Annotated in this window: 20 protein-coding genes; 10 read left to right on the plus strand and 10 right to left on the minus strand. The window is 61.6% G+C overall.

Annotation, left to right across the window (positions count from 1 at the left end):
• Positions 1–62: 62 nt before the first annotated feature.
• From AC6UAL_RS00525 to AC6UAL_RS00540, 4 genes are all read right to left on the minus strand, one after another.
• The gene (locus AC6UAL_RS00525; RefSeq protein WP_500681394.1) at positions 63–1601 is read right to left on the minus strand and encodes a sigma 54-interacting transcriptional regulator; all 1539 of its coding nucleotides are present in this window, start codon (positions 1599–1601) and stop codon (positions 63–65) included.
• A gap of 651 nt (positions 1602–2252) precedes the next feature.
• Positions 2253–2603, minus strand: a complete 351-nt coding sequence (locus AC6UAL_RS00530; protein ID WP_500681395.1) for a hypothetical protein — start codon at positions 2601–2603, stop codon at positions 2253–2255.
• A 252-nt stretch (positions 2604–2855) separates the two neighbouring features.
• Positions 2856–3410 carry a hypothetical protein gene (locus tag AC6UAL_RS00535; RefSeq protein WP_500681396.1) on the minus strand — a complete coding sequence of 185 codons (555 nt, stop codon included), beginning with the start codon at positions 3408–3410 and terminating at the stop codon, positions 2856–2858.
• Positions 3411–3619: 209 nt separating this feature from the next.
• Complete coding sequence (locus AC6UAL_RS00540; RefSeq protein ID WP_500681397.1) at positions 3620–3883, minus strand: hypothetical protein; 264 nt, start codon at positions 3881–3883, stop codon at positions 3620–3622.
• A gap of 516 nt (positions 3884–4399) precedes the next feature.
• Between AC6UAL_RS00540 and AC6UAL_RS00545 the strand changes: the two genes are divergently transcribed.
• Together AC6UAL_RS00545 and AC6UAL_RS00550 are read left to right on the plus strand one after the other, a co-directional pair.
• Positions 4400–5302: an ornithine cyclodeaminase gene (locus AC6UAL_RS00545; RefSeq protein ID WP_500681398.1), complete on the plus strand. Its 903-nt coding sequence runs from the start codon at positions 4400–4402 to the stop codon at positions 5300–5302.
• Between the two features lie 20 nt (positions 5303–5322).
• On the plus strand, positions 5323–6141 hold the full coding sequence (locus AC6UAL_RS00550) for a LicD family protein (protein ID WP_500681399.1): 819 nt from the start codon (positions 5323–5325) through the stop codon (positions 6139–6141).
• Positions 6142–6327: 186 nt separating this feature from the next.
• Here AC6UAL_RS00550 and AC6UAL_RS00555 read toward each other — a convergent pair whose 3' ends face one another.
• A complete protein-coding gene (locus AC6UAL_RS00555; protein ID WP_500681400.1) occupies positions 6328–8160 on the minus strand; it encodes an aminotransferase class I/II-fold pyridoxal phosphate-dependent enzyme in 1833 nt (610 codons plus the stop codon).
• A 527-nt stretch (positions 8161–8687) separates the two neighbouring features.
• Here AC6UAL_RS00555 and AC6UAL_RS00560 point away from each other — a divergent pair.
• The 6 genes from AC6UAL_RS00560 to AC6UAL_RS00585 all read left to right on the plus strand — a co-directional run bounded on the left by AC6UAL_RS00560 (position 8688) and on the right by AC6UAL_RS00585 (position 15575).
• A complete protein-coding gene (locus AC6UAL_RS00560) occupies positions 8688–9533 on the plus strand; it encodes a DUF3737 family protein (protein ID WP_500681415.1) in 846 nt (281 codons plus the stop codon).
• 76 nt (positions 9534–9609) lie between these two features.
• Entirely contained in the window at positions 9610–10842 is a 1233-nt protein-coding gene (locus tag AC6UAL_RS00565; RefSeq protein WP_500681401.1) for a MalY/PatB family protein, read from the plus strand.
• A gap of 114 nt (positions 10843–10956) precedes the next feature.
• Complete coding sequence (locus AC6UAL_RS00570) at positions 10957–11877, plus strand: EamA family transporter (RefSeq protein ID WP_500681402.1); 921 nt, start codon at positions 10957–10959, stop codon at positions 11875–11877.
• Entirely contained in the window at positions 11874–13235 is a 1362-nt protein-coding gene (locus AC6UAL_RS00575; RefSeq protein WP_500681403.1) for a DUF418 domain-containing protein, read from the plus strand. Before AC6UAL_RS00570 ends, AC6UAL_RS00575 begins: the two co-directional genes overlap by 4 nt.
• Before the next feature lie 74 nt (positions 13236–13309).
• On the plus strand, positions 13310–14569 hold the full coding sequence (locus AC6UAL_RS00580; RefSeq protein ID WP_500681404.1) for a carboxymuconolactone decarboxylase family protein: 1260 nt from the start codon (positions 13310–13312) through the stop codon (positions 14567–14569).
• 1 nt (position 14570) lies between these two features.
• Positions 14571–15575 carry an aldo/keto reductase gene (locus tag AC6UAL_RS00585; RefSeq protein ID WP_500681405.1) on the plus strand — a complete coding sequence of 335 codons (1005 nt, stop codon included), beginning with the start codon at positions 14571–14573 and terminating at the stop codon, positions 15573–15575.
• A 204-nt stretch (positions 15576–15779) separates the two neighbouring features.
• On the opposite strand, the gene AC6UAL_RS00590 is transcribed toward AC6UAL_RS00585, so the two are convergent.
• The 4 genes from AC6UAL_RS00590 to AC6UAL_RS00605 all read right to left on the minus strand — a co-directional run bounded on the left by AC6UAL_RS00590 (position 15780) and on the right by AC6UAL_RS00605 (position 20930).
• A complete protein-coding gene (locus AC6UAL_RS00590) occupies positions 15780–16865 on the minus strand; it encodes a hypothetical protein (RefSeq protein ID WP_500681406.1) in 1086 nt (361 codons plus the stop codon).
• Between the two features lie 172 nt (positions 16866–17037).
• Positions 17038–17733, minus strand: coding sequence for a DUF6714 family protein (locus AC6UAL_RS00595; protein WP_500681407.1), 696 nt, complete (start codon positions 17731–17733; stop codon positions 17038–17040).
• 150 nt (positions 17734–17883) lie between these two features.
• The gene (locus tag AC6UAL_RS00600; RefSeq protein WP_500681408.1) at positions 17884–20238 is read right to left on the minus strand and encodes an ankyrin repeat domain-containing protein; all 2355 of its coding nucleotides are present in this window, start codon (positions 20236–20238) and stop codon (positions 17884–17886) included.
• A gap of 338 nt (positions 20239–20576) precedes the next feature.
• On the minus strand, positions 20577–20930 hold the full coding sequence (locus AC6UAL_RS00605) for a hypothetical protein (protein WP_500681409.1): 354 nt from the start codon (positions 20928–20930) through the stop codon (positions 20577–20579).
• On the opposite strand from AC6UAL_RS00605, the gene AC6UAL_RS00610 reads away from it, so the two are divergent.
• Entirely contained in the window at positions 20929–22560 is a 1632-nt protein-coding gene (locus AC6UAL_RS00610) for an alpha-galactosidase D (protein WP_500681410.1), read from the plus strand. The two genes, AC6UAL_RS00605 and AC6UAL_RS00610, sit on opposite strands and share 2 nt — an antisense overlap.
• A gap of 90 nt (positions 22561–22650) precedes the next feature.
• Here the strand turns inward: AC6UAL_RS00610 and AC6UAL_RS00615 are convergent, their stop codons facing one another.
• Entirely contained in the window at positions 22651–22842 is a 192-nt protein-coding gene (locus tag AC6UAL_RS00615; protein ID WP_500681411.1) for a hypothetical protein, read from the minus strand.
• Positions 22843–23014: 172 nt separating this feature from the next.
• Here AC6UAL_RS00615 and AC6UAL_RS00620 point away from each other — a divergent pair, with 172 nt between their 5' ends.
• On the plus strand, positions 23015–23779 hold the full coding sequence (locus AC6UAL_RS00620; protein WP_500681412.1) for a PEP-CTERM sorting domain-containing protein: 765 nt from the start codon (positions 23015–23017) through the stop codon (positions 23777–23779).
• Positions 23780–24171 lie beyond the last annotated feature (392 nt).

Genomic DNA, 24171 nt, shown 5'->3' on the forward strand with positions numbered 1-24171 from the left:
CGGCGGCGCGCCTCCCCCGAGGCCGCAACCTCCCCCGAGGCCGAGCGTCGGGCGCGCTGCACTCAGGGATGCTGAGGCTGCTTCGTCAGCTCTCGCGCCAGATGGCGGCGGAGTGTCGGACGCTGGATGCCGAGCATCTCCGCCGCGCGGGTGATGTTGCCGCCGCACTGCGCCACAATGCGCCTGCAGTGAAGAGCGATGAGCTCGTCGAGCCGCACGGGCGTCTTCTCCTCCCCCCTGTGCAAACGGCGCCGATGGGCACAGTGTTGCTCCAAGAGCGCGGACCAGCCTTCCTCCTTCCCGGCTCCCATCGTGCGGGCGAACTTGAGAAAGTTGAGCAGCTCGCGCGAATTGCCCGGCCAGTCATGAGAGCGAAGAGGGCCTTGCGCGGCCTCCGGCAGTGCCTCGCCTTGATTCAACTGCCGCCACATGGAATCGGCAATAGCGGGAATGTCGCCGGGAATCTCGCGCAAAGCAGGCGTGCGGAGCGTAAACTCCTGCAGGCGGTAGAGCAAGTCTTCGCGGAACGTCCCTTCGTCCGCCATCTGCCAAAGATCCTTGTTGGTGGCCGTGATGAGGCGGACATCCACGGGAACTTCCTTGTCTCCGCCCATGGGCATGACCTTCTTTTCCTCAAGAATACGCAGCAGCACCCCCTGCGACTCGGGCGACAAATCCCCCACCTCATCGAGGAACAGCGTGCCGCCGTTGGCCTGCTCAAACAAGCCGGCATGGTAGGCCGAGGCCCCGGTGAACGCACCCTTGCAGTACCCCCGGAAGGCGGATTCCTGCAACTCGCTGTTCGAGCTCGCGCAGTTGTAGGCCAGAAAGCGCTGCGTCCAGCGCTCGGAATTCAGGTGAATGAGGTTCGCCACACTCTCCTTGCCGGTGCCCGTCTCCCCCAGAATCATGATGCGCAGATCGTCCGCCGGAGCAACGCGGCGAATGAGCTGCTTGAGGCGGTAGACGGGAGGCTCATTGCCCTTGAGTTCTCGGTGCCCCATCAGCTCGTAAGCCCGGATGTACTGTTTCAACGCCGGGGAGAAATCCGGCAGCTTGCGGGCACGCAGCCCGTCGAGAAAGAGCCGGAGCACCTCCGCCCCGTGCTCGCGGGGCATGACTCGGTTCACAAAGCCCGCCGTGCGGTAAAAGAGAGTCAGAGCCTCCGAATCACCGCAGTCGCGCAGCGCCCTCACGCTCGCCTCATACACACCCCAAGGAGCAAAGCGCTCCGCGGCCAAATCCGTCAGAGCAGCGTCCAAGGCAAGGACAGGCTCCAGCAATCCGTCCAACTGCTGCGGTTGAGCCGCCTCCTGATTGCTGAGCCAAGTGCAGGTGCAACCGGCATGGCGCAGGGCCTGCAAAGAATCCACCAGCGCCCCGCGGTTGGCGGAAAGCCCGACCCCCACGATGAACACCCGGCCGGGAACAGCATCGCCCGTCGCCGTCTCTCGGAGCAAGTCGGCGAGCGAAGCCTGAGCGCACATCAGCATCTCGACTTCTCGGCGATTCAGACATTCGCGAAGCGCCGTCAGGACGGCCGCCATCAGGCAATCAATATACCCGTGACCGGCAATGACCAAACTTTTGTTTTCGTTCATCGGAGGGAGCTCTGCCCAAGAGAAATAGCAGCGTTTTGACCCCATGTCGAGAACATTTTTATCCGCAGAGTATTATTTTTATCCGGCCGTCCTCCTTGGCTGTGAGCCGCCGACGTCTGCGCCGTCTGAATAAAAGCTTGAATATCGGGCTCTTGCGCTATTCATCGTTTCTTCTCGCTCTTTTGTCGAAAAATTGGCATGCGTTTTGCAACATAGAAGGCGCCGTCTCCCGCGCCGAAGGCTCGGAGACGTGATCACCGCTCAATTATGACCCCGCAAGAACCAATCGAAAGACTGCTCCATGCAACGGAACTCGGAACATCGGCCGCCCCGCAACAGACCTCGGAGGCAGCTGCGGACACCCGGAAGCGCGCGCCGCGCACCCACACCGTCCTCGTGCCGGCGGCAGCTGCGCCACCCGCATGCGATGAGGCAGTGAAAAACGTATCCGTGGCGGGAGGCTTCCGTCGCTGCGCCCCCCGTCCCCGCACAGCCCCTCGCCCGGGCCTTGCTCCTCGCCCGCGCCTGTCTCCCCGCCCCCGCACCGTCCGCACGCCGCCCGGGCGCTCCCAATGCCCCCCGTAAACAACCCGCTTCGCCGCCGCCCCCCGCCTGCGTCGGTGAGATGCCGACGGGGCGCCGGCGGGAAACTCATCTCCACCTTTCGCAAATCAGCAAGTCCTGCGTCTCGGCATCATAAACGGCGTCCATTCCCCCGCCGAGAACCGGCCTCTCGGGATTGTAGCGATAGCTGATGCTGACGAGCCAATACCGCCGCTCCTCCGCGAACTTCGCCTTCTGCTCCAGCCGCTGCCGGAAACGCTGCGGGAGCTCCTTCCCCCGCACCAAACGAACATCGACAAGGTGCGAATCCGCCCCGTAGCGAGCCCCGTACTTCTCATAGAGAGCAATAGCCGAAGCCTCAATCCCATCCGAACCCGCGCCCGCGGAACCCACGCGGTCCGCCGACGCACAGGACGACTCACACAAGAGAAACGCCATCGCTGCCGGCAGCAGGCAGCAAGCCCTCATCATCCGTGGAGCACTTCCCCCTTTCATCATCGCATCAAAATTCGCAAACATGGACTCAAGAGCGCCTTATGCGGCGCCCCTCACTGACATTGATAACGTCCGGCAAGCCCCTCTGTCTGATTTTTTTGCAAGCGCAGCCAAAATCTCCCGACGCACCCACAGGCACCGCAGCGGACGAGCCGCCGTTGCAGGCGCGAGGGAGTTGTCCGCCCGGCGAATCGCTTATTTAGACTCGGTCAAGCTCTTGAGCAATGTGTGAATCTCCTTATGATGACTCATGACCCAGTCGATTTCTCGTTGCCGCACTTGTCGATACTCTTCATTGAAGGGGGCGGTCGGGAACTCCGGGCAGGCCGTCGTATGTAATTGTTCCCCGTATCGACTGCCCAGAACCAAGGCAAGAATCATCATACGAGACAGCGAACAATCGCTTTTCCACCAGCAGAGCTCGAGCGTATCCTCGTGTTCGCTGAGCCACAACACCGTCGCCGCCTCAGCGATGCCGTCTGCGGGGACATCCAAGTTGGTCAGAAGCAGGCTCAGAGGATAGATATTATAGCCGCCTTCCACGAAGCCTTTTCCCTTGAACGCTTCCACGCCGCCCCAATCCACCTTGGCGAAGGCATCCGTGAGGAGTTTTTCAAGCATGTCCACCGTCATCACATCCGCCGCGCAGGGGGCGGATGAAAGAGTCGGCGGGATTTGAATTTCGGTCGACTCGCTCTGATCACAGGCGGCCAGGGCCAGCACTAGGGCGCAGAGAATGGCTTTTTTCATTGTGCGAGAAGTTGTGTCTGTCGGTTCATCCGGTGCGGAACGGAGCCGCGCCTTGCCGCAGCTACCCGCGCCGCGCTGTTGCCCCGGCCGGGCATGCGCGAGCACCGCGAGTATTTTTTTAGCATGCGGGCCGACGAAGGTCAAATATTTATTTTCAGAAAGTTGCAGACATAGAGCGTGCCGGGAGACGCCACGGACAAAGCGATCGATCAGTCGGAAGAAACATGCCGCTCATCCCGCAGGCAGGCTCGCAGCGCGGCCATCAGATCGGAAGAGACATCATCGCCGCAACCCATCTCCTTCAGGTCCGCCAAGCAGGGCAGGATCAGGCGCGATCTCTTTCTCCCCACGACAAGACTGTAACGCAACGCCAGCCCCTTGCAGATCCTCAACACCTCGCGTTCGAGGCGATCGGCAAGAGCTTGAATCCGCCCCTGATCGCCCGAGCCGATATAAGGAGCAGAAACAGCCATGCCGCCCGACGTCCGCCCCAGCCTTCAATACAGGAAGGGGTAGAACACGAGCCCCGTGATATTCAACAGCACGGGGCTCTTGGTCACGGCGAAGCAACAGTGCGTGTCCGCGTGTTCAAATCTCAGCTCACACAGCCCTATCCCTATCGACCTTGCGGTGAACTCACGCTTCGCTTTGTCGGTCATCGTCTGCATCAGCCCGGAGGTAGCCGGGTGCCGAAGCTGATCTTACAGCAAAGCCGCCGCGCCGTCAATCCCCGCCTGACGGGGAAGGAGCCTACCGAGGCGGTGAGATCTGCCGATGCACCGCGCTCGTCGGCCGCTGCGCCGGGCTTGCTCCCCTCTTCCGCCATGCATCGGGCGAGTCTCCTCCTTTGTCATCCGCCGATCTTTTTGGCTCCGGGAAAATGGGAACAGATTCCAAAACACTCTTTGAGGAAAATTGAGGCTTGACGAACATGTGGCATATGATATAAACACACGTGTTTTTTGCGGGCGCACGCGTCATTGTTCAACATGATCATTCTTTCAAAACAACAAATCCTTGATTCCGGGCTCCTCACGCCATCCAATGCCCTGCGGTGGGTTAGAGAGGCCTTTTCATTGAAGTACAATGCCCGACTCCCCCACAAAATCAGCATAACGTATGACGGCGGGTATTTTATGAATACCATGCCGTGCATGATTCCGTCGCTGAATGTTTTTGGCGTCAAGGTTGTCACGAGATACCCCGGGCGCACACCCTCCATTGCGGGGGATCTTTTGCTCTACAGAGAGGACACAGGTGAGCTTCTCGCCTTGATGGATGCCACCGCACTGACGGCCATACGCACCGGCGCTGTAGCGGCTCTGGCCGTACAACAGCTTTCTCGGCCGGACTTCAAAGATATAGCCATCATGGGGTTGGGGCAAACGGGCCGGGCGACTCTTGCCTGCTTGGCCGAACTCTTCTCTCACCAACCTCTCTGCTTGCATGTGCTTCGGCACAAAATGCAAGCAGAGGAGATTCAGAATGAATATCGAGAGCGTTGCCCGAAATGGCATGTCGTTATCGAAGACAATTACAGGAGCTTGGTGCGTTCCTCTGACGTTATTATTTCATGTATAACGTATACGGATTCTCTGATAGCCGAGGATGATGATTTCAGACAGGGGTGCTTGGTTGTTCCTGTCCACACGCGAGGCTTTCAGAACTGCGATCTCTTCTTTGATAAGGTGTTTGCGGATGATACGGCTCATGTCCGAGGATTTCAGCATTTCTCCCAATTTAAACATTTCGGTGAGCTCCCTGCTGTTTTGTTGGGCAAGATTCCCGGACGAGAAAGCGAAGAGGAGCGTATCCTGAGCTACAATATCGGCATTGCCCTTCATGATATCGTTTTTGCTCACCACTTGTACGAAACACTCGGCCGACAATAATCCCGGATCAGTTCCGCCACATGCCCGACAATCAAGAACAAATGAAACAGCGTTGGAACCCTGAAGGCTCGGAGCTGCGACGCATGCAGCTCAGGATGCTCGAGATGCTCAAGTTCATCGATCGGGTGTGCACCGAAAACGGCATCAACTACTGGCTGGACTCCGGCACCCTGCTGGGAGCTGCCCGCCACGAAGGCTTCATCCCTTGGGATGACGATACCGACATCTGCATGCCCTACGAAGACATGCTGAAGTTCAAGCGCATCATGCTCACGCAGAAGCTCAGTGACGAGTTCGTTCTTCAATGCCCGGAGACCGATCCTCACATCTACAACAACTGGGTCATTCTGCGAGACCTGAAGTCCGAGGGGATTCATCCCGATCGCCAAATGCATAACCTTTACAAATACAAGGGACTCAATGTGGATATCTTTCCCGTGAGCGATCGCTTCACCGGACTTTTTCATCTCGTGAGTTCAGCATACTATAAAGCTTTGGTCAAGGCACCGCTGAGCGGCAGACCCGTATGGCGCCTGCTCGCGCCGCTGGTGCCGATCTTCAATGGCGTCTTCACTCGCTTGCTTGCACCGACTTTCAGGGGGCTTTCAAGACTCTTGCCCCCCAAGAGATATTACCGAATGGTGTTCGGATGTGAATTTACGTCTCGACGATACAAAGAAGACGTTTGGCCGCTGACGCGAATGAAGTTCGAGGACTGCATGCTCAGCGTTCCCGGAAACACCGACGCCTATCTCACGCGCCTGTACGGCGACTGGAGAGCCATTCCGCCCGAAGACAAAATACAAACCCACCAATACACGGTCAGATTCTTTGACTGAACAAACTCTTGAGTGGGGGGAGGTCATCAGACCTCCCTTTCGTCGTCAGAGGGTTTCGGGAGCTTAGAGCCTGAGCAGCTGCCGTGTCCGGTGCACGAATGCGTTGAGCACCGAGCTGGCGATAAAGGTTTCAAGCTATTTGATTGCAGCGGCCGCCGCCGCAGACCCCGATGTCGCACCGTTCACTCATCTCTGTTTTTGCAATTCATTCAATGCCTGTACCAAGCGCTCATTGTCCTCGCGTGAGCGGACAGCCAGCCTGATGAACTGTCGGCCCTTCATGGCTTTCTTGCGGCTGCAATCCTTGATGAGGATGTCATACTCGCTGAGCAGGCGTTCCGTCAGCTCAAGAGAACCGTAGGGCGGCAGCACCTCACACATGAAGAAATTGGCCTGGCTGGGCAGCACGCGGAGGAAGGGAATCTGCCGCAGGCTCGCCATGAAGCGATCCCGCTCTTCCCTGAAGAGACGGCAGGCTTGCCGGTAGGAAGTCTCGTACTTTCCGAAAATCTGCATGTAGAACTCCGCCAGTGAGTTGATGTTCCAGATGGCGACGTCTTTCTTCAGCCGGGCTATCAGCTCGCGATCCGAACCGGCCAGAACTCCGAGGCGCAACCCGGGCACGCCGTATGACTTCGAGATGCTCTTGACGACAAGGAGATGAGGATTCTCCTCCAGAAGGCGATTCGTCAACAGGGTGTTGTGGGGCGTCCCCTCGGCGAAGTCGACGAAGGACTCATCAATGATGAGCCGAATCCCCTTTCGCTGAGCCCAGCGGCAGAGGGTCTCCAGCTCGGGCAGCGGGATGAAGTTGCCGCCGGGATTGTCGGGATTGACGAGCAGGAGGGTGGAGATGCCCTTATCGTCGAAAAAGTCCATGAGTTCTCGGGCGCCGTACGCAAAATCGCGATCGACGCTTTCATAGCAGACGAGTCGCTCGGGGGAGAGACGGTTGGGGTACTCCTCAAAGGTGGGGAGCACGACACCCAAGCTGCCGCTGAGTTGCTCCATGAGCGCTTTGATCAGCTCGGCCGCGCCGTTGCCCACGCAGATGTAGTCCGTGCGCAGGCCGAAGTATTTGGCGGCCAGCAGGCTGTTCACTCGCATTCCCGACGGGTAGTTGCGCACCAGCACCTCGAAGTTGGCCTTTAGCTCCGACATGAGGCGGTGATTCGGGAAAAACGGGTTGACGAGGTAGCAGAAGTCCAAGATGCGGGGGTAGCGCCAGTAGCCGCCGTAGCGACTCTCCATGCGCAGGCGTTTCTCGGATGCCTCGCAGAACATGGATTCGGCGATGTCGAGATCCTGAATGTCGTCAATTTCATACCATGCCTCATGCTCGAGCGGCAGGGCACGTATTTCGGGCTTGTCGAGCAGGGCGATGACGCGAAGAACCTGTTCGTAGTATTCGTTGTTTCCCAGCGCCTTGCTGTAGGCCTCCAGGAAGGGAACATAATGCGTGCGGGAGAACTCTCGGCTGAACTTGTAGATGTTGACGGTTTTGTAATAGGCCTCCGACTCTTCGTACGAGAACTTGCTCCCGGGGATGAATCTCTTGATGTTGTAATCTTCGTCGAGGGTGACGACCGTCCCGTCCATCCAGCTCTCAAACTTGGAGACGAGCGCCAGACTGGGGTACGGATGATCCAAAAGTCTCCGAATGACGCTATCCTCGACAATCAAATCCGATTCAAGCAGCAGCGTATCATCCTGCATGAGTTGCTGACGCGCCAGATAGAGGGAGTAGATGTTGTTGGTGCTCGCGTAAACGCTATTTTCGATGTACTCAATGGGCGTTCGCACGTTTCGTGTCGCAATGTGGCGGCGCAGGTTCTCTCCCTTGTAGCCGATCACGATGACGATGCGGTTCAGGCGCTCGGGGGACTCGATGGCGTCCAGCTGAGAAAGCAAACGATCAATGAGGGGCACGCCATTGACCTTCACCATGCATTTCGTATTCTCCGCCGTGAGCTCACCCAGGCGCTTCCCCATTCCCGCTGCTAAGATAATGGCTTGCATGTGTCTTTTGCGCTTTCGTCTTCGCTTCCTCTGCTCTTCTTTGCCGGAGCTCCGTGCCCGAAAATCACGCGAACCCGCCTGCCTCTTATATCACATGCGGACAGAATGGGCAAGTGCACACCCGATTTCGGAACCACTTTTGAGCTCTCGCGCCGTTTGCAGGAGCGTTGCTTCGGAGACACGGCTATTGAGGGCCTCTCGCTCCGGCACCCGCCGGACGTCCGGCGTCCGTTCGTCACGAATCGGCGCCGCGCTCCCCCTCCGCCTCGGCCTGACGCTTCCGGACTTGCGGGCCTCCCCCTTCTTGGCTGAAAACAACCTCAAGAAAGCGTGTGAGTCGCCTATCCGAGAGAGCTTTTGCCGCCCGTCATGCTCGGAAGGCATGGTGAAGTATGCTGAGCAAGTATTTGATTCCCTGCTGCTTTGGCGTACAATACGAGCATCGGAGGGCCGCCGCTGCCCGATCAGCCTTCAACCCGAAACACCCGCACACTGATAACACGATGAATAACACCATGAACAAGAGCATGACCTTTCTGCAACATACCGAGTTCGGGGGTGAGCGCCCCCTCTTCGCCTCGCACAACCTGCACCTGCAAGACGTCACCATTCACGCCGGAGAATCGGCTCTCAAAGAATGCAGCGACATCATCGCCGAACACTGCCGCTTTGAGGGCAAGTACCCCTTCTGGCACGTGCACAATTTTACGATCGACAACTGCCTGTTTACCGAAGGCGCCCGCGCCGCCCTCTGGTACTCGCGTCAGCTGCGCATGACAGACACCTTGGTCGAAGCGCCCAAGATGTTTCGCGAGATGGACGATTTGTATCTGGAGCGCGTGCGCCTTCCCAACGCCGCTGAAACGCTCTGGTTCTGCCGAGGTGCGGAGCTGCGCGACGTCGACGTCTGCAAGGGCGACTACATCTTCCTGCACAGCAGCCGCATTCGCATCGACCGCTACCGCCAGCTGGGCAACTACTCCTTCCAATACTGCCGGGACGTGGAAATCCGCAACGCCGAGATTCACTCCAAAGACGCCTTCTGGAACTCGGAAAACGTCACGGTCTACGACTCCCTGCTCGACGGCGAATACCTCGGCTGGCACTCCCGCAACCTGCGCCTCGTCAACTGCCGCATCGCCGGAACCCAGCCCCTCTGCTACGCTGAAAATCTCGTTCTGGAGAACTGCAGCCTGGCCGAGGATTGCGACCTCGCCTTCGAGTACAGCAAGCTGCAGGCCGACATCCGCGGGCACGTGACCAGCGTCAAGAATCCCGCCGGCGGCAGCATTCACGCCGAGAGCATCGGCGAGATCATCCTCGATGAGCACGCCAAGAACCCGGGTGCCTGCCGCATCGCAACCGAGCGCTGAGGGCCGCGCCGCGCTCCCCCCTGCGAGCCGCCGCCCCATCCTCCCTTCCTTTCCTCCCGTCCCCCCCATGTACAGCATGAACCCCACTCCTCAAACCGACGGCCCGCTGCCGGCCTCTCCCGACCCCCTCTTCGATGAGCCCGTCATGCGGCGCGGCACCGACTCCGCCAAATGGAACAGCGACTCCCGAGACGACATCCTTCCCCTCTGGGTAGCCGACATGGACTTCCGCACCGCCCCGCCCATCATCGACGCGCTCCGGCAGCGCGTGCAGCACGGCATCTTCGGCTACGTGAGCGTCCCCGCCGCCTGCGATCAGGCCCTCATCAACTGGTGTGCGCGGCGGCACAACTGGAGCTTCCCCGCCGAGCACATCCTGCACACAAGCGGCGTCGTCCCCGCGATTTCCGCCGTGCTGCGCGCCCTCACGCGCCCCGGCGACGGCGTTCTGGTGCAGACCCCCGTCTACAACTGCTTCTTCTCCTCCATCCGCAACATGGGCTGCCGCGCCATCACAAGCCCCCTGCGCCCCGAGGGAGATCACTACGTCATGGACTTCGAGGATCTGGAGCAACGCGCCGCCGATCCCCGCACGACCGTCATGCTGCTCTGCAACCCCCACAACCCCGTCGGCCGCGTCTGGACACCCGATGAACTCGAGCGCCTCAGCGACATCTGCCGCCGCCACCGCCTCGCCCTCGTCTCCGACGAAATCCACGGCGATCTCGTCCTGCCGGGCTACCGCTACACCCCCTGCGCCTCTCTGCCCGGCAACCAAGGCAGCTGCATCACCCTCCTGTCGGCCGGCAAAGCCTTCAACATCGCCGGGCTACAGCTCGCCTTCATCGTCTGCCCCGAGCCCGAAACCCGTCGGCGCATCGACAAAGCCATCAACATCCATGAAGTCTGCGACGTCAACCCCTTCGGCGTCGCCGCCTCCACCGCCGCCTACACGCACGGAGAAGAGTGGCTCAAACGCCTGATGATCTACCTTCAGGGAAACTATCGCGAGCTCTGCGACTTCTTCAGCCGCCACCTGCCCGGCCTCCCCGTCACCCGCCTCGAAGGCAGCTACCTCGTCTGGGTCGATTGCCGCAGCCTGCTGCCCGGCCCCGCGGGTGACCCCGGCAGAGCCGACGCCGAGCCCTCCCTCGCCGATCGCCTGTTTAACGCCACCGGACTTCGCCTCAACGGCGGAGAGCTTTACGGCGCGGAGGGCTACGGCTACTTGCGCTGGAACATCGCCTGCCCGCGCCGCCTCCTCCGCGACGCGCTGGAGCGCTTCCGCCGCTTCGTCGCCTCCCTCTGACGCCGCCCCCGCCGCTTTCACCCCGCCGCTGCCGTCCTGCGCTGTTGCCGTCCTGCGCCGCTGCCGCTGCCGCCTCGTCCGTTCCGCTTCCCGTGCTCGCCCTCCGTCTTGCCCATGCCCTCCGCCCCCGCACGCCTGGCTGCCATCCTGTTGGCCTACTTCCTGATCTACGTCGTCTGGGGGTCGACCTACTACGTCATCGGCGTCGCGCTGCGTGAAATTCCCCCCTTCCTGCTCGGAGCTTGGCGCTTCAGCATCGCCGGGGCCGTGCTGCTGCTCATCTGTGCGCTGCGCGGCGAGCGCATCTTCGCCCCGCAGCTGCTGCGCTGCTCCGCCGTCAGCGGCGTCGTCCTCCTCTTCGTCGACATGGCCGTCATCATGCTCGCCCAGCGCTACATCACCAGCAGCCTCGTCGCCATCCTCGCCTCCTCCACCGCCATCTGGATCATGCTGCTCGATCTGCCCGAGCGCCGCCGCAGCGGCTACCGCCCCCGAGCCGTCGCCGGCATCCTCATCGGCTTCATCGGCGTCGCCGCCCTCTACGCCGAACAACTCCTTGCCGACAGCCTCGCCGCAGGGCAGGGCAGCCGCGGCATCCTGCTGCTCATCGCCGGCTGCATCTCGTGGGCTCTCGGTACACTCTACGCCAAATACAGCAGCCCCGGCACCGAAACCCGCAACAGCTTCGCCGGAGCCGGCTGGCAAATGATCTTCGCCGCCGGCATGTTCTGGCTCGGCGCTGCCGCCGGCGGAGAAAGCCTCTGCCCGGCCGCCCTCAGCCCCACCGCCCACCTCAGCCTGCTCTACCTCATCTTCGCCGGCTCCCTGCTGGCCTACACCGCCTACATCTGGCTGCTCAGCGTGCGCCCCGCCGCCGAAGTCGCCACCCACGCCTACGTCAACCCCGTTGTCGCCATCCTGCTGGGCGTCACCCTCGGCCACGAAGACGTCAGCCTCCTCCAAATCCTCGGGCTGATCGTCATCCTGATCGGCGTCCTCCTCGTTGAACTCCACCATCCCCGCTCCCGAACATGACCCGCTCCCACCGCTCCTCCCCGGCAGACACCCCGCCAAACACCCACCTCACCCCGCTGAGCAAAGCCGAGGCCGACCCCTCCCCCGTCGTCCCCGACCCCCCTGCGGCACCCGAGCCGCCGTCGGCAAGCCCCGCCCGAACCGCGCCCCTCCTGCCCACCCAAGCCGGCGAGCGCTACGTGATTCTGGACAGCCTGCGCGGCTTCGCCATCCTCGGCATCGCCCTGGCCAACTATCCCGAGCTCTCCCTCTACCGCTTCCTGCCCGAGGAGGCCGCCGCCGCACTGCCCGTCAGCGGCTGGGACCACGCCCTCAACTTCATCGTCCACAGCCTCATCGACGGCAAATTCTACACCATCTTCTCGCTGCTCTTCGGCATCGGCTTCTCCATCATCCTGCAAAACACCACCCGCAAAGGCGGGCGCGTCCTGCCCCTCTTCATGCGGCGCATGCTTCTGCTGGCCCTCATGGGCCTGCTGCACCTCACCTTCATCTGGAGCGGCGACATCCTGCTGCTCTACGCCCTCATGGGCATGCTGCTGCCCTTCTTCCGCAAACTCCCGGACCGCGTCCTACTCGGCAGCGCCCTAGCCCTCCTCCTGCTGCCCGTCGGCATCGACGCCGCCTGCGAATACGCGGGGCTGCATCCCGCCGCCTTCTTCGTGCAGCTGCAGCAGCAAGCCTGCGCCCACAGCGGCATCACCCCCGACAACTTCGCCACCTGGCTGCGCGACGCCGACAGCTATGCGGGCATCTTCGACTTCCTCATCCAAGGCGCCGCCGTGCGCGCCCAAGAATTCATCGACGGCAACCGCTACTTCAAAGTCCTCGGCCTCTTCCTGCTCGGCTTCCTCATCGGCCGCCACCGCCTCTACGCCCGCCTCGGCGAGCACCGCCGAGCCCTGCGCCGCCTCACCCTCATCGGCGGCAGCGTCGGCCTCCTCCTCTCCCCGCTCTTCGCCTGGAGCTCCATGAACGGCCGGCCTTGGGGCATCGCCGCGCACAGCCTCATCTACACCCTCAGCGTCTACCCCCTCGCCTTCGCCTACGTGGGCCTCATCTGCCTCGCCTACCTGCGCCACGGCAGCGCCGCCCCCTTCCGCCTGCTCGCCGCTCCCGGGCGCATGGCCCTCACCAACTACCTCATGCAATCCCTCATCGGCGTCCTGCTCTACTACGGCATCGGCCTCGGCCTCGGCGCCTCCCTGCCGCTGGTCGGCGTCGAACTCATCGCCCTCCTCATCTTCATCGCTCAAATCATCCTCAGCAGCCTCTGGTTGAGCGCCTTCCGCTACGGCCCCCTCGAGTGGATCTGGCGCATCCTCACCTACGGGCGCTACTTCCCCTGCCGCCGCTGACGCGTTTCGGCCTGTTCAAGCGCCGAAGCGCCCCCGGACTCTCCCTCTCAACAAACAAGACACAGCACCCCACCATGAACCCCACCCCTTCCTCCGTGAAAATCCCCTCCCTCCTCCTCGCCCTAGCCCTTTCGGCAGCAGCGCCTCAGCCGTCGCTGTCACAACAGGAGGCCGCCGTGTCCGCCGTGTCCGCCGTGTCCGCAGAGGCCGCCGAGGCGGACGCCCTCTCCCTCGGTGAGCAAAGCCCGCGGCCTAGCCGAGAGCTCTTCGGGAATCTGCCCTCGTCGCTCAGCCTCACCGACCCCGAGCTCATGACCATCATCCGGAGCTTCACCGACGGCGACATCGCCGCCGCCGGAAAGCTTGACACGGCCACCCGCGAACTCATCGCCTGCATCCAACTCCTCTACCTTCAGCAGACACCGCAGCTCCGCCAACACGCCGAAGCCGCCCTGCGCGCCGGAGCCTCCCCCATACAGCTTCGGGAAGCCCTCTACCAGTGCACCCCCTTCCTCGGCTACCCGCGCGTCCTGCCCGCCGTCGAGGCCCTCAATGAGGTCTTCCGCTCCCGCGGCATCGAGCTGCCTCTCGAATCACAGGGCACCACGACAAGAGAGAATCGCTATGAGCGCGGCCTCGCCATCCAGACACCCCTCTACGGGAACGAAATCGCCCGGAATCTCGCAGGCGTACCCGGCGGTGCAGGGCAGCAGGTCGCCCGCTTTCTCACCGAGTACTGCTTCGGGGACTTTTACACGCGGGGCGGGCTGACGCTTCGGCAGCGCGAGCTGCTGCTCTACAGCCTCCTGATCGCCATGAATGCCGACGCGCAACTGCCGCCGCACACACGAGCCTGCATGAAACTGGGCATCAGCCGTGAAACCCTCGCAGACGTCGCCCTCCAATGCCTGCCCTACGTCGGTTTCCCGCCCGTCATGAAGGCCCTCAAAGTCATCGAAAACACCGAAGAGCCGCCCCCGAGCAGCGCCGCGCCGCAGAACGCCGCCGCGGCCACCCCCCTCGTACGCCTCTCGCGCATCGAAGTCGACCCTCAGCAACTCGACGCCTACAATGCCCTGCTGCGCGAGGAAATCGAAGCCTCAATGCGGCTCGAACCCGGCGTGCTGACCCTCTACGCCACCGCGGAAAAAGAGCACCCGCACCGAGTCACCATCCTCGAAATCTACGCAGACACCGCCGCCTACCGCTCCCACCTCCAAACCCCGCACTTCCGCAAATACAAACAAGGCACCCTCAACATGGTGCAAAAACTCGAACTCATCGACTCCACCGCCCTCATCCCCGACTTAACCATCAAACCCCGCACCCGATAACATGAAACAACGCCTCCTTGGCCGAAGCGGCCTTCGCGTCTCCGCCCTCGGCTTGGGCTGCATGGGCTTCACCCAGAGCTACCCGCCCTATCCGGAGAAACGCGACGCCATCGCCACCATCCGCCGGGCTGTAGAAGCCGGCATTACCTTCTTTGACACCGCCGAAGTCTACAGCATGTTTCGCAACGAAGAACTCGTCGGCGAAGCACTGGAACCCCTGCGCGACGAAGTCGTCATCGCCACCAAGTTCGGCTACGACATGAGCCGCGTGAACTTTGAAGGCAGCGAGCGTCCCGTCGAACTCTCCGGCAAGCCTGCCGTCATCCGCCGCGCCGTCGAAGGCTCCCTCAAGAGACTGCGCACGGATCACATCGACCTCTATTACCAGCATCGGGTCGATCCCCACACCCCCATCGAAGAAGTGGCTGCCGCCCTTGCCGAACTCATTCGCGAAGGCAAAGTCCTCCACTGGGGACTCTCCGAAGCCTCCGCCGCCACCGTGCGGCGAGCTCACGCCGTCTGCCCGGTCACCGCCGTCCAGAGTGAATATTCGCTCTGGTACCGCAAGCCGGAACAAGACCTGCTGCCGACGCTCGAAGAGCTCGGCATCGGCTTCGTCCCCTTCAGCCCCTTGGGCAAGGCCATGCTCACCGGGCGCTTCAACCGCAGCACCACCTTCAGCAACGACGACTTTCGCAGCACCATCCCGCGATTCTCCCGGCAGAACATGCAGCACAACGTCGCCTTGGTCGAATGCGTACAGCAATGGGCGGAGCGCAAACGGGCGACTCCGGCGCAAATAGCCTTGGCCTGGCTGCTGGCGCAAAAAGCTTGGATCGTCCCCATCCCGGGCTCCAAGCGCATCGAGCGCATCCGAGAAAACGCCGCTGCAGCCGATCTCACGTTCACGCCCGAGGAGCTGCGCGAAATGCGTGCTCGGCTGGAAGCCATCCCCATCGTCGGAGCCCGTTATCCCGAAGAACAGGAAAAACTCACCGGCCTGTAAACCCGTGCATCGATCCGGCAGCGCTGTCGATCCGGCAGCGCCGCCGCGCCGCCCCTTGCCCGGTGAGCAGCATCGCTCAGAAGGGTGCGCCGCTGCCCGTCGTCAGCACAAGCGCCTTCCCCCGCCCGCTCCGGCCACGCGACGCGAAACCGCGGGCGAACGAAGCGCCCGAAAAGCGAAGACGGCAGCTCCCTTGGCCTCAAATCAGTCCCCTGAAAAAATCAAAACGGGGCGTCGCCGCGCCTTGCCCGAGAGTTTGAGCTCTTCCAGCTCGTCCGGCGCGGCATAAAAATCAAAGAGATAGGGGGCGCCTCCCGCCTCCCGAACCCGTTTCGCGTACGCGGGCGGCCGATCTCGGTCGGGCGGGGTGATCATGATCCGCAGCCCCCGCTCCCGAGCCTTCAGCGTCGCATAGCCGGGGAAAGACCTGATGTACTGTTTCCAAACCCGCTTCTCATCCCGATGGGGCGTGGTAAGCCCCTCCTCATCACAGCTCACCGTATACCGACCAACGCCCGGCACATAGCCTTCCCCGTCGCGAAGCTCCGTCACTTGCTCCGAAACCTCCTCCTCCGTCTCGACCAGACTGTAGGCGATGGGCGGCAGCTTGCCCCGTGCGTCGCCTCCCTCGATCAGCGTCAGAACCGCAAAATAGCCCCTCAACTCCTCGGGCATCCCTTGCAGGCTGCGAACCCCTCGCGCAGGCGGAGGCAGCGCCCGCGCCTTCTCCGTCCACCGCCACGGAGCCTCGGGAGCGCCGCCCGCCTCAACCCAGCCCTGCTGCTCAAGCTGGTATAACAACCACAGATTATCCATCAACGGCGCCAGCCGGATCTCACCGTCCGACAGGAAGGAGGCGGGCAAATAGGGCGCAAAGCCCGAGACGAACCCGCCCACCATGGAAGGGAAGGCAGGCGTCTCCCTTTTCCCGGGGATGAAGTAGATGTGGCCCTTCATCCCTCGGCAGCAGAGCGCGGCTATCCGCCTCAAATCCAAGCGCTCCAGAAAGGGGTTGATATCCGGCGCGTAGTCGCAGGGCGTCAGCGGCGTGTACATCGTTTCATCGAAAATAGGCCACTCCCCCGGACGGGCGCTGAGCTTCTTCCCCGTCGGGCGCCCGTGCGTTCTCACATTCGTCGCCGGGCTCAAGCGGTAGGGCGTGTAGCGAGAGTCGATGGAGTCAAACAACAACCAAGTGCGGAAGGCGGCGCGCTTGTAGAGCTCCGCCCCCGCCTCCTCATCCGCAAGGCCGGAATGAGACTGACAGGACGTCGCAAGACTCGCGAACACGAAGAGAAGAAAAAAACAGACGCGTTTCATGGGGCCTCGGGCTCGAGCCTATGATATCCTCTCACAGGCAAGAGTCAAGAGAAAAGCCGACGCCCGCCTCGCACTCGCTCGCCTCGCACCCGCCGACCGGCAAACCCCCGCAGCGCTTCTCGCGCCGCGCATCCCCGTGGCCTCATGACGCACGGCCGCCCGTCCGCTCACGGAAGCGGCGGAGGAGCAGCTGCCCGTATTCGGCATAGGAGAGAGAGGACGCATAGGTCGCGGCGTACTCATCCAGCTCCCAGGGCAGAAAACGATCGCGCTCGGAGACCTCCGTATCCCCCACTTCCCAATTCAGGTAATCACTCAGACAGGCCTGCTGAGCCTCATCGAGGTACGTGCACTGCGAGCGCATATGCAGGATGAGATCGCTGTCCGGCTCATGACCGGGGTAAAAAGGCACAACGCCGTGGAGTGCGCCGATCATAAAGCGCGGCAGCAGAAAACGGTACGCGTGCGGCCCGGCATAACTCAGGGAGCAGGAACAGGCAGCGAGCAGATCATCGGGAATATTCCGCCAATCGTCGCGCTCCTCCAGCGGAGCCAGAAGAGCCTGAGCATTCGCCGGCAAATACTCATCCTCGGCCTCGCCCCCGATCAGCACGCGCACCTCGCGATGGCAGGTGACACCGGCAAAGGCTTCATGGATCCTCTCTTCCAACTCCCGGACAAAGGGCGTCTGCTCCTCCTCCTCTTCGGGCACATAGAGGCGGCGCCGTTGCTCGATCGTGCGCCAGAAATCCGCGGCAAGGCGCAGCGTCTCGCGATCAAAATGGCGAAACAGCACCTTCGCGGCAGCCGAGCCGAAAACCTTTCTGCGTTGAGCCATCACCTTCTCGTACCCGAGGAAACATAACATATGGCTCCGAACCCGTCAAGAGCTTTCCCGACCCCCGGCCCGCCCCCTCCTCCGGCTGGCATCCCCTACAGAGCTCGATTCCCAAAATAACGATGAAAACTTCACCTGACGGAGAAGGCCTTACGGAAGGGCTTCTTCATGGGGTATGCTGGTGCCGGATGCTGCGGCGCTCGGTCGGGCGGCGGTCGGTAGGCGGCGGACGATGAGGGCATCCAGCGCAGAGAAAACGCTCGGCGGCAGGGCAAAGAGATTCGGGTATTTCCCCTCGAGCGGCGGGTAAAAGTCTTTCCAGTCCAGCCGGCAGACCGGGCGCCCCGCCGCGTCGTAGAAGATCAGGGTCGGGAATTGGTCGGAACAAGCATCATCGCAGTAATAGTCATCAGCCTCATCCACCGGGATAATGCGGCAGTAGGACTCAGCGTGATACACAGCATGGCGCAGGAGCGAGTCGATGAAGAATCGGGCTTCGCTGCCCTCCAGGCAGACGCAGGCAGACGGCAGCGGAGTCCAAGTGTCCTCGCGACTCAGTTGCCAGCAGACTCTCACGCTCACCGCCTGTTTCAGGTGCGCATGGCTGTCCGTGCCATACAACTCCCTAGCCCCCGGATACGCTTCGATCACCTCGCCCACGTCTTCCTCGGGCTCCTCTCCCTCTGCGGTCGCGTCGGCCTCGCCCCGAGCGAAGCCGCAGCCGACCTCCGCTTCGTTCGCGCCATCGTCCTCCGCTTCGTTCGGCGTTCGCCGCGGTGCTGCGGCCGTCTCCTTGGCACCGCGAGCCCGCAGCAGAGCCGCGGTATCTGCGGCGCCGGCTCTCTCGGCGAGACTCAGCGGGGTATCGCCTTCCTCGTTGCGGGCGTTCGCGTCAGCCCCCGCGGCGAGCAGCATCTCGGCAAGCTCGCTGTCCTTGTAAGCGGCGGCTGCGTGCAGGGGTGTATTGCGGCAACAGTCTCGCACGTTCGGATCCGCCCCGTGCTCCAGCAGCAGGCGAACGCGATCCGGGCGATGGCGGTCGACGGCATCGTGCAGCGTCCCGCCGCCGAACTCACCGCGCCCGCCGACCTCGGCTCCGTGTTCGATGAGCAGGCGCATGGTCTCCGACGAGCGGCTCCAACAGAGCAGTATGCCGGATTCCGCCGGGTTGACGCGGGCGCCGTGCTCCAACAGCAGGCGCACCAGCTCGGGGCTTCCCGGAGCCGGATCTCCCGCTTCGCCCAGCACCGCCATCAGCAACAGAGAATCCCGCTTCGGCTCGCTTTCAGCCGCATCCGCCCCGTGCTCCAGCAGCAGGCGCACCAGCTCGGTTTGGCCGCCGAGCACGGCGCATTCCAGAGCGGTGCGGCCCGGGTCCCGATACGTCGCGCGGGCGTTCACATCCGCGCCATGCTCCAGCAGCAAGGCCGCAAGCCGACAGCTTTCGGCTCCGCAGGCATTCTCCGCGGCACAGTGAAGAGGCGTCTGCCCGTAGTCATCCTTCTGATTCACCTTCGCGCCGCGCTCGATGAGCACGCGTGCCGGCTCGAGGAGCCCGGCGCGGGCAGCTTGGTGCAGCGGCGTGTCGCCTTGGGCGGAGCACAGCGTAGGATCGGCACCGTACGCCAGCAGCAGGCGGGCGGTCTCCTCATCCCGCACCCGAAGCAGCGGCGTCTCCCCGGCGCGATTGCGGGCGTTCACCGCAGCGCCGTGCTCGAGCAGCACGGCGGCCGTGGCCGGGGAGCGGAACTCGGCGGCGAGGTGCAGCGGGGTGTTGCCTCCGGCATTGCCGGCATTCGGATCCGCCCCGTGTTCCAGCAGCAGGCGGGCCGCTTCCGCCTGCCCCATGCGAGCCGCCGTGTGCAGCGGTGTCTCATCCCCTATCGCGAGAGCCTGCACGCTTGCCCCGGCCTCCGGCAGCAGCTCGACGACCTCCGCCGCTCCCCCCTCCGCAGCTCGGTGCAGCGGCGTGCCGCGGCTGCTGTCGGCCCGGGGATCCGCCCCCCTGTCGAGCAGCAGGCGCACGATATCGGTTCGTCCGGCCAGCGCCGCCAGATGAAGCGGCGTCTCACCCGTGAAGCTCCGGGCATGGGGGTCGGCTCCGGCCTCCAGCAAGCGCCGAACCTCATCGACACGGCCGCGAAAGGCGGCCTCGTGCAGCGGCGTCGCAAAGACATCGCTCGCCGCGAGTTCGGCAGCGCCGGAAGAACCTGACTCCGCCGCCGCGCGATCCGTGATATCGCCGGTGCCGCAGCAGCCCAGGATGTGCCCCGCACTCAAGCGCCGCACGCCGACCGAGGCGCGGGGATCGGGGCGGGGATCGGGGCGGGGATTGGGTGCCGCAGCCTTACCGCTGCCCGGCCCCTGCGCCGCGCAGGCAGAAACACCCGCCTGAGCCGCAGGTGCCGCATCGGAAGACTCGAGAAGCGAGCCCTCTGCCGCCGCCCCCGACTGAACAAGCAGCGCCGCTGCGATGAGCCCCGAGAAAGAGAACGAAGATTTCATAAGCCTGAGAACGTTGACTGAAGTAGCCTTGCCGAGGCGGACGGAAAAGCGTGAACACGGCACCGTGCCCGTCTCCCCATGCGTAGCGATCGGCACCCTTGCTCGCCCCGCAGAGCAGCGCACCGCGCCCGCGGAGCACGCCCGGGTGTTCGCATATCTTATAGCATGCAGAGCAGCGGCTTGCAAGCCCCTTTCGGCTGAAAAAGCGAAGGCGTCAGCGCGCTTCCCTCAGACGCGGGAAAGCCTGCGCTGAGAACGGCTGAGAGAAGAGCCTCGGCAGACCCCGCCGCCGCCCGGAAAAACAGCGCGGACGCCGTCCACCCGCGGGCCGCGGCATATCATCTCTTGTCTTCGGCGTGTTGAAGAATGATTCGTTTTTCTTCTTCCGTGAAGTGCTTTTCCAAATCGTAAATCCGCAAATGGGGGTCTGCTAACCAAAGCGTCATTTTATCAATGCAAAACACCTTATCCCTCAGCAGCGAGAAGCTTCCGATGCGCCTGTCGTCGCCGTCCGCAATCCGTATATTCGGATGCGAATATACGGAAACATCGGGATTGTATAAAATCCTGCCTGTTGAGATGTCAAGAGCCGTACAAAATCCTTGAAGGAGTGCAGCCGATCTGCTAAGTTGACAATAAGTCGAGCTTGCCGCAGCCCCGCAAAGCCGTCTCAATACCATTTTCGCGAACATGAAGATAAGCGTACTCATCACTTGCTTGGCTGCATGTCTTTCGGGCATGTTCAGCTCAGCTGCCTCGACGCAGCAGGAGAAGATCGATCCCCCCATCATGGGCTGGAGCTCTTGGAACACCTACCGTGTCAATATCAATGAAGAGCTCATCAAAATACAGGCCGACGCCATGGTCTCCACCGGGCTCAAGGATGCCGGCTACAACTTCATCAATATCGACGACGGCTTCTTCGGGTGGCGAGACGAGAAGGGGCGTCTGCACACCCACCCGGAGCGCTTCCCCAACGGCCTGAAAGGCATCGTTGACTACATCCATAGCAGAGGTCTGAACGCCGGCATCTACTCTGACGCCGGTCGCAACACCTGCGGCTCTATTTGGGATAACGACAAAAACGGCGTCGGCGTCGGCCTTTACGGGTTCGAACATCAGGATGCCGACTTTTTCTTCAACGAACTCGGTTTCGACTTTATCAAAATCGACTACTGCGGCGCCGGTCAGATGCTGGATCTGGATGAGGAAGAGCGCTACACGACCATCGTCGGAGCCATCCGCACAGCCTCACCCAAGCGTCACATCTCCGTCTCCATCTGCCGCTGGGCCTACCCGGGCACGTGGGTGAAAGGTCTTGCCCACTCTTGGCGCATCAGCCCGGATATCACCCCCGACTGGGGCGGCGTCCGCAGCTGCCTCGATCACAACCTCTACCTCTCCGCCTACGCCGGTGACGGTCACTACAACGACATGGACATGCTGGAGATGGGCCGCGGTCTCTCCCCGGATGAAGAGAACACCCATTTTGGCATGTGGTGCATCATGAGCTCCCCTCTGCTCATCGGCTGCGATCTCACCAAGATTCCGGAGCGCACCCTCAAACTGCTCACCAACAAAGAACTCATCGCCCTCAACCAAGACCCCCTCGGCCTGCAAGCCTACGTTGTGCAGGAGAAAGACGGCGGCTTCACCCTTGTCAAAGACATCCTGCAAAGGCAGGGCAACAGCCGTGCCGTCGCTTTCTACAACCCCTCCGACAAGAAGGTTCGCTTCAGCGTCGACCTCAACCTCCTCGGCTTTGAAGGCAAGACCAAAGTGCGCGACCTCATCGCCCGGAAGGACCTCGGCACTGTCACCGATAAGGTGGAACATGAGGTGCCCCCGCACGGCTCCATGATTCTGAGACTGGACGGTACCAAGCGCATCGAGCAAACACGCTACGAGGCTGAGCACGCCTACCTCCATCGCTTCGACAACCTCAAGAAGCGCCCTCGTGCCGTCGCCTACACCCGCCGCGACGGCGCCTCCTGCAACATGGTTGTCACCAACCTCGGCGGTCACGAGGATAACTACGCCCAGTGGGATAACGTCTACAGCAAGAAGGGCGGCAAGTACAGGATGACCATCCGTTACGTTCCCACTCCCAAATTGCAGCACCAGATCAACGACCGCTGCTACGAGGTATACGTCAACGGCAAGTGCGTCGACGTACTCCGAAACCTCGCCTCAGCACCGGCTAAGGACATCACCACGGTCGACCTCACTGTCACCCTCATGCCCGGCTTCAACAAAATCCGCATCGGCAGCAGTTATACATGGACCCCCGACCTCGACTGCTTTGACCTCACTCCCTTGTAAAAAAGGGTCGTTCATCTCGTTCCTCTCCTGAACAGAGCGGCGCACCGCACGACAGAATCGCCGTGGAGAGGACTTCGCCGTACAAAAGAGTCAGCTCATAGCCCTTTTCTCTCTCTGCTCCGGAGAGAGGGGAATCAGCTGCTCCGCTTTCCGGCGAGTGAATCGGCACTTGTAGAGATTCCAATCGGCTTGGTAATAGGCATCCCCATGCTTGCAGGCCTTCAACTCTTCATCGCGGAAGAAGCCGCCGGTCAGAATACCGCCGGAATTCGTGTAGCCCACGATGGGCCGGAGCGCGGTGATATCGACTCCGCAGCGATCCGCCTTCGTCGAAAAGAAAAGTTCCCGCTCTGATAAAAGACGAGTACTATTCGACTTGACACGAGGAGGGGTATGCGCTAGCATGTCACCGATGGCATGTGCCCATCGGAAATTTAAAAGTTAACGGACATCTATGAAAAAAACTCTCTTGCTCACTCTCGCGAGCCTGTCTTTGTGCATGACGGCTCAGGCGGATACGGACTATGTTTGGTCGGGAAATGCTGATGGTCAAACGTGGTCAAAGCCCAACAACTGGAATGTTGGCGGAAGACCCAACGCCTATTATCCGCAGAGTGGTTCTGATAATGCCATCATAGGTGCCGACGCAGGTACAATCAGGTGGGAAGCCTGTGATTACTGGGGTGCCACCAAGAGTATTGCGCTTGGTTCAGGTAGCACCCTGATTTGCAATGCAACGGATGGGGGTCATGCGAATTTTAGCGTGCCATTCATAACGCTTGAGAGCGGATCTGCGTTGCAGTTTTCCTCGACCTCGACCAATGGCGATTTTGGTCTTCAGAATGATTTGACGGTGAATTACAACAAGGTCACGGCAGCGGATCACGCTTATTTTGATGCTACCGAAGTACGCCAGTGGTGGGGAAATGAGCACACGGTTTATTTGACCGGATCGCTTGATACCACCGACCTTACTGGGAGCGGAATCATCAAACTGTTAGCCTTCACGACTTTCCATTCTACACCTAGGATTGATTTTACCGGCTTCGACGCCACGGGAGACAGCTCGGTTGAATTGTCCATTTATGATGTCACGGAAGACGGCGTACGGACGATTGGTGTTAACTACAACGTCTTGACCGTCCCCGAGCCGACAACAGCTACTCTGAGTCTGCTGGCACTTGCCGCTCTCTGCTCCCGCAGGCGCCGCAAGGCCTAAACTCCTCGCTGAGTTTTTGCTTCTAAGGCTCATTCATCGATTTCAAGCACCTCATCCCTCGCGGGGTGAGGTGCTTTTTATGATTCGCATGCAGGGGACTTGACGGCTCTTTCGGGGCTCTTCTGCTCATTGCGTGAAATGGCGCCGCAACAGAGCAGAGAGAAGAAGAGAAAAACAACGCAGAGGGCAGAAAAACATGGAGCATGGAGGAGAAATCTCCTACCATGCCCGGTGTGTTCAATCGGTTCCTGAATATTATCGGTCGGCACGCAACATGTCGAGAAGTTATCTATGACGTAACTCTGAAAAATGATCGGCTCTTCTGCTAATTGTGTGGAATGACGCCGCAACAGAGCAGAGAAAAGAAGAGAAAAACAACGCAGGGGGCAGAA

It is taken from the genome of Candidatus Parakkermansia intestinigallinarum, from assembly GCF_944389695.1.
In the GTDB taxonomy this organism is placed as follows: domain Bacteria; phylum Verrucomicrobiota; class Verrucomicrobiia; order Verrucomicrobiales; family Akkermansiaceae; genus Akkermansia; species Akkermansia intestinigallinarum.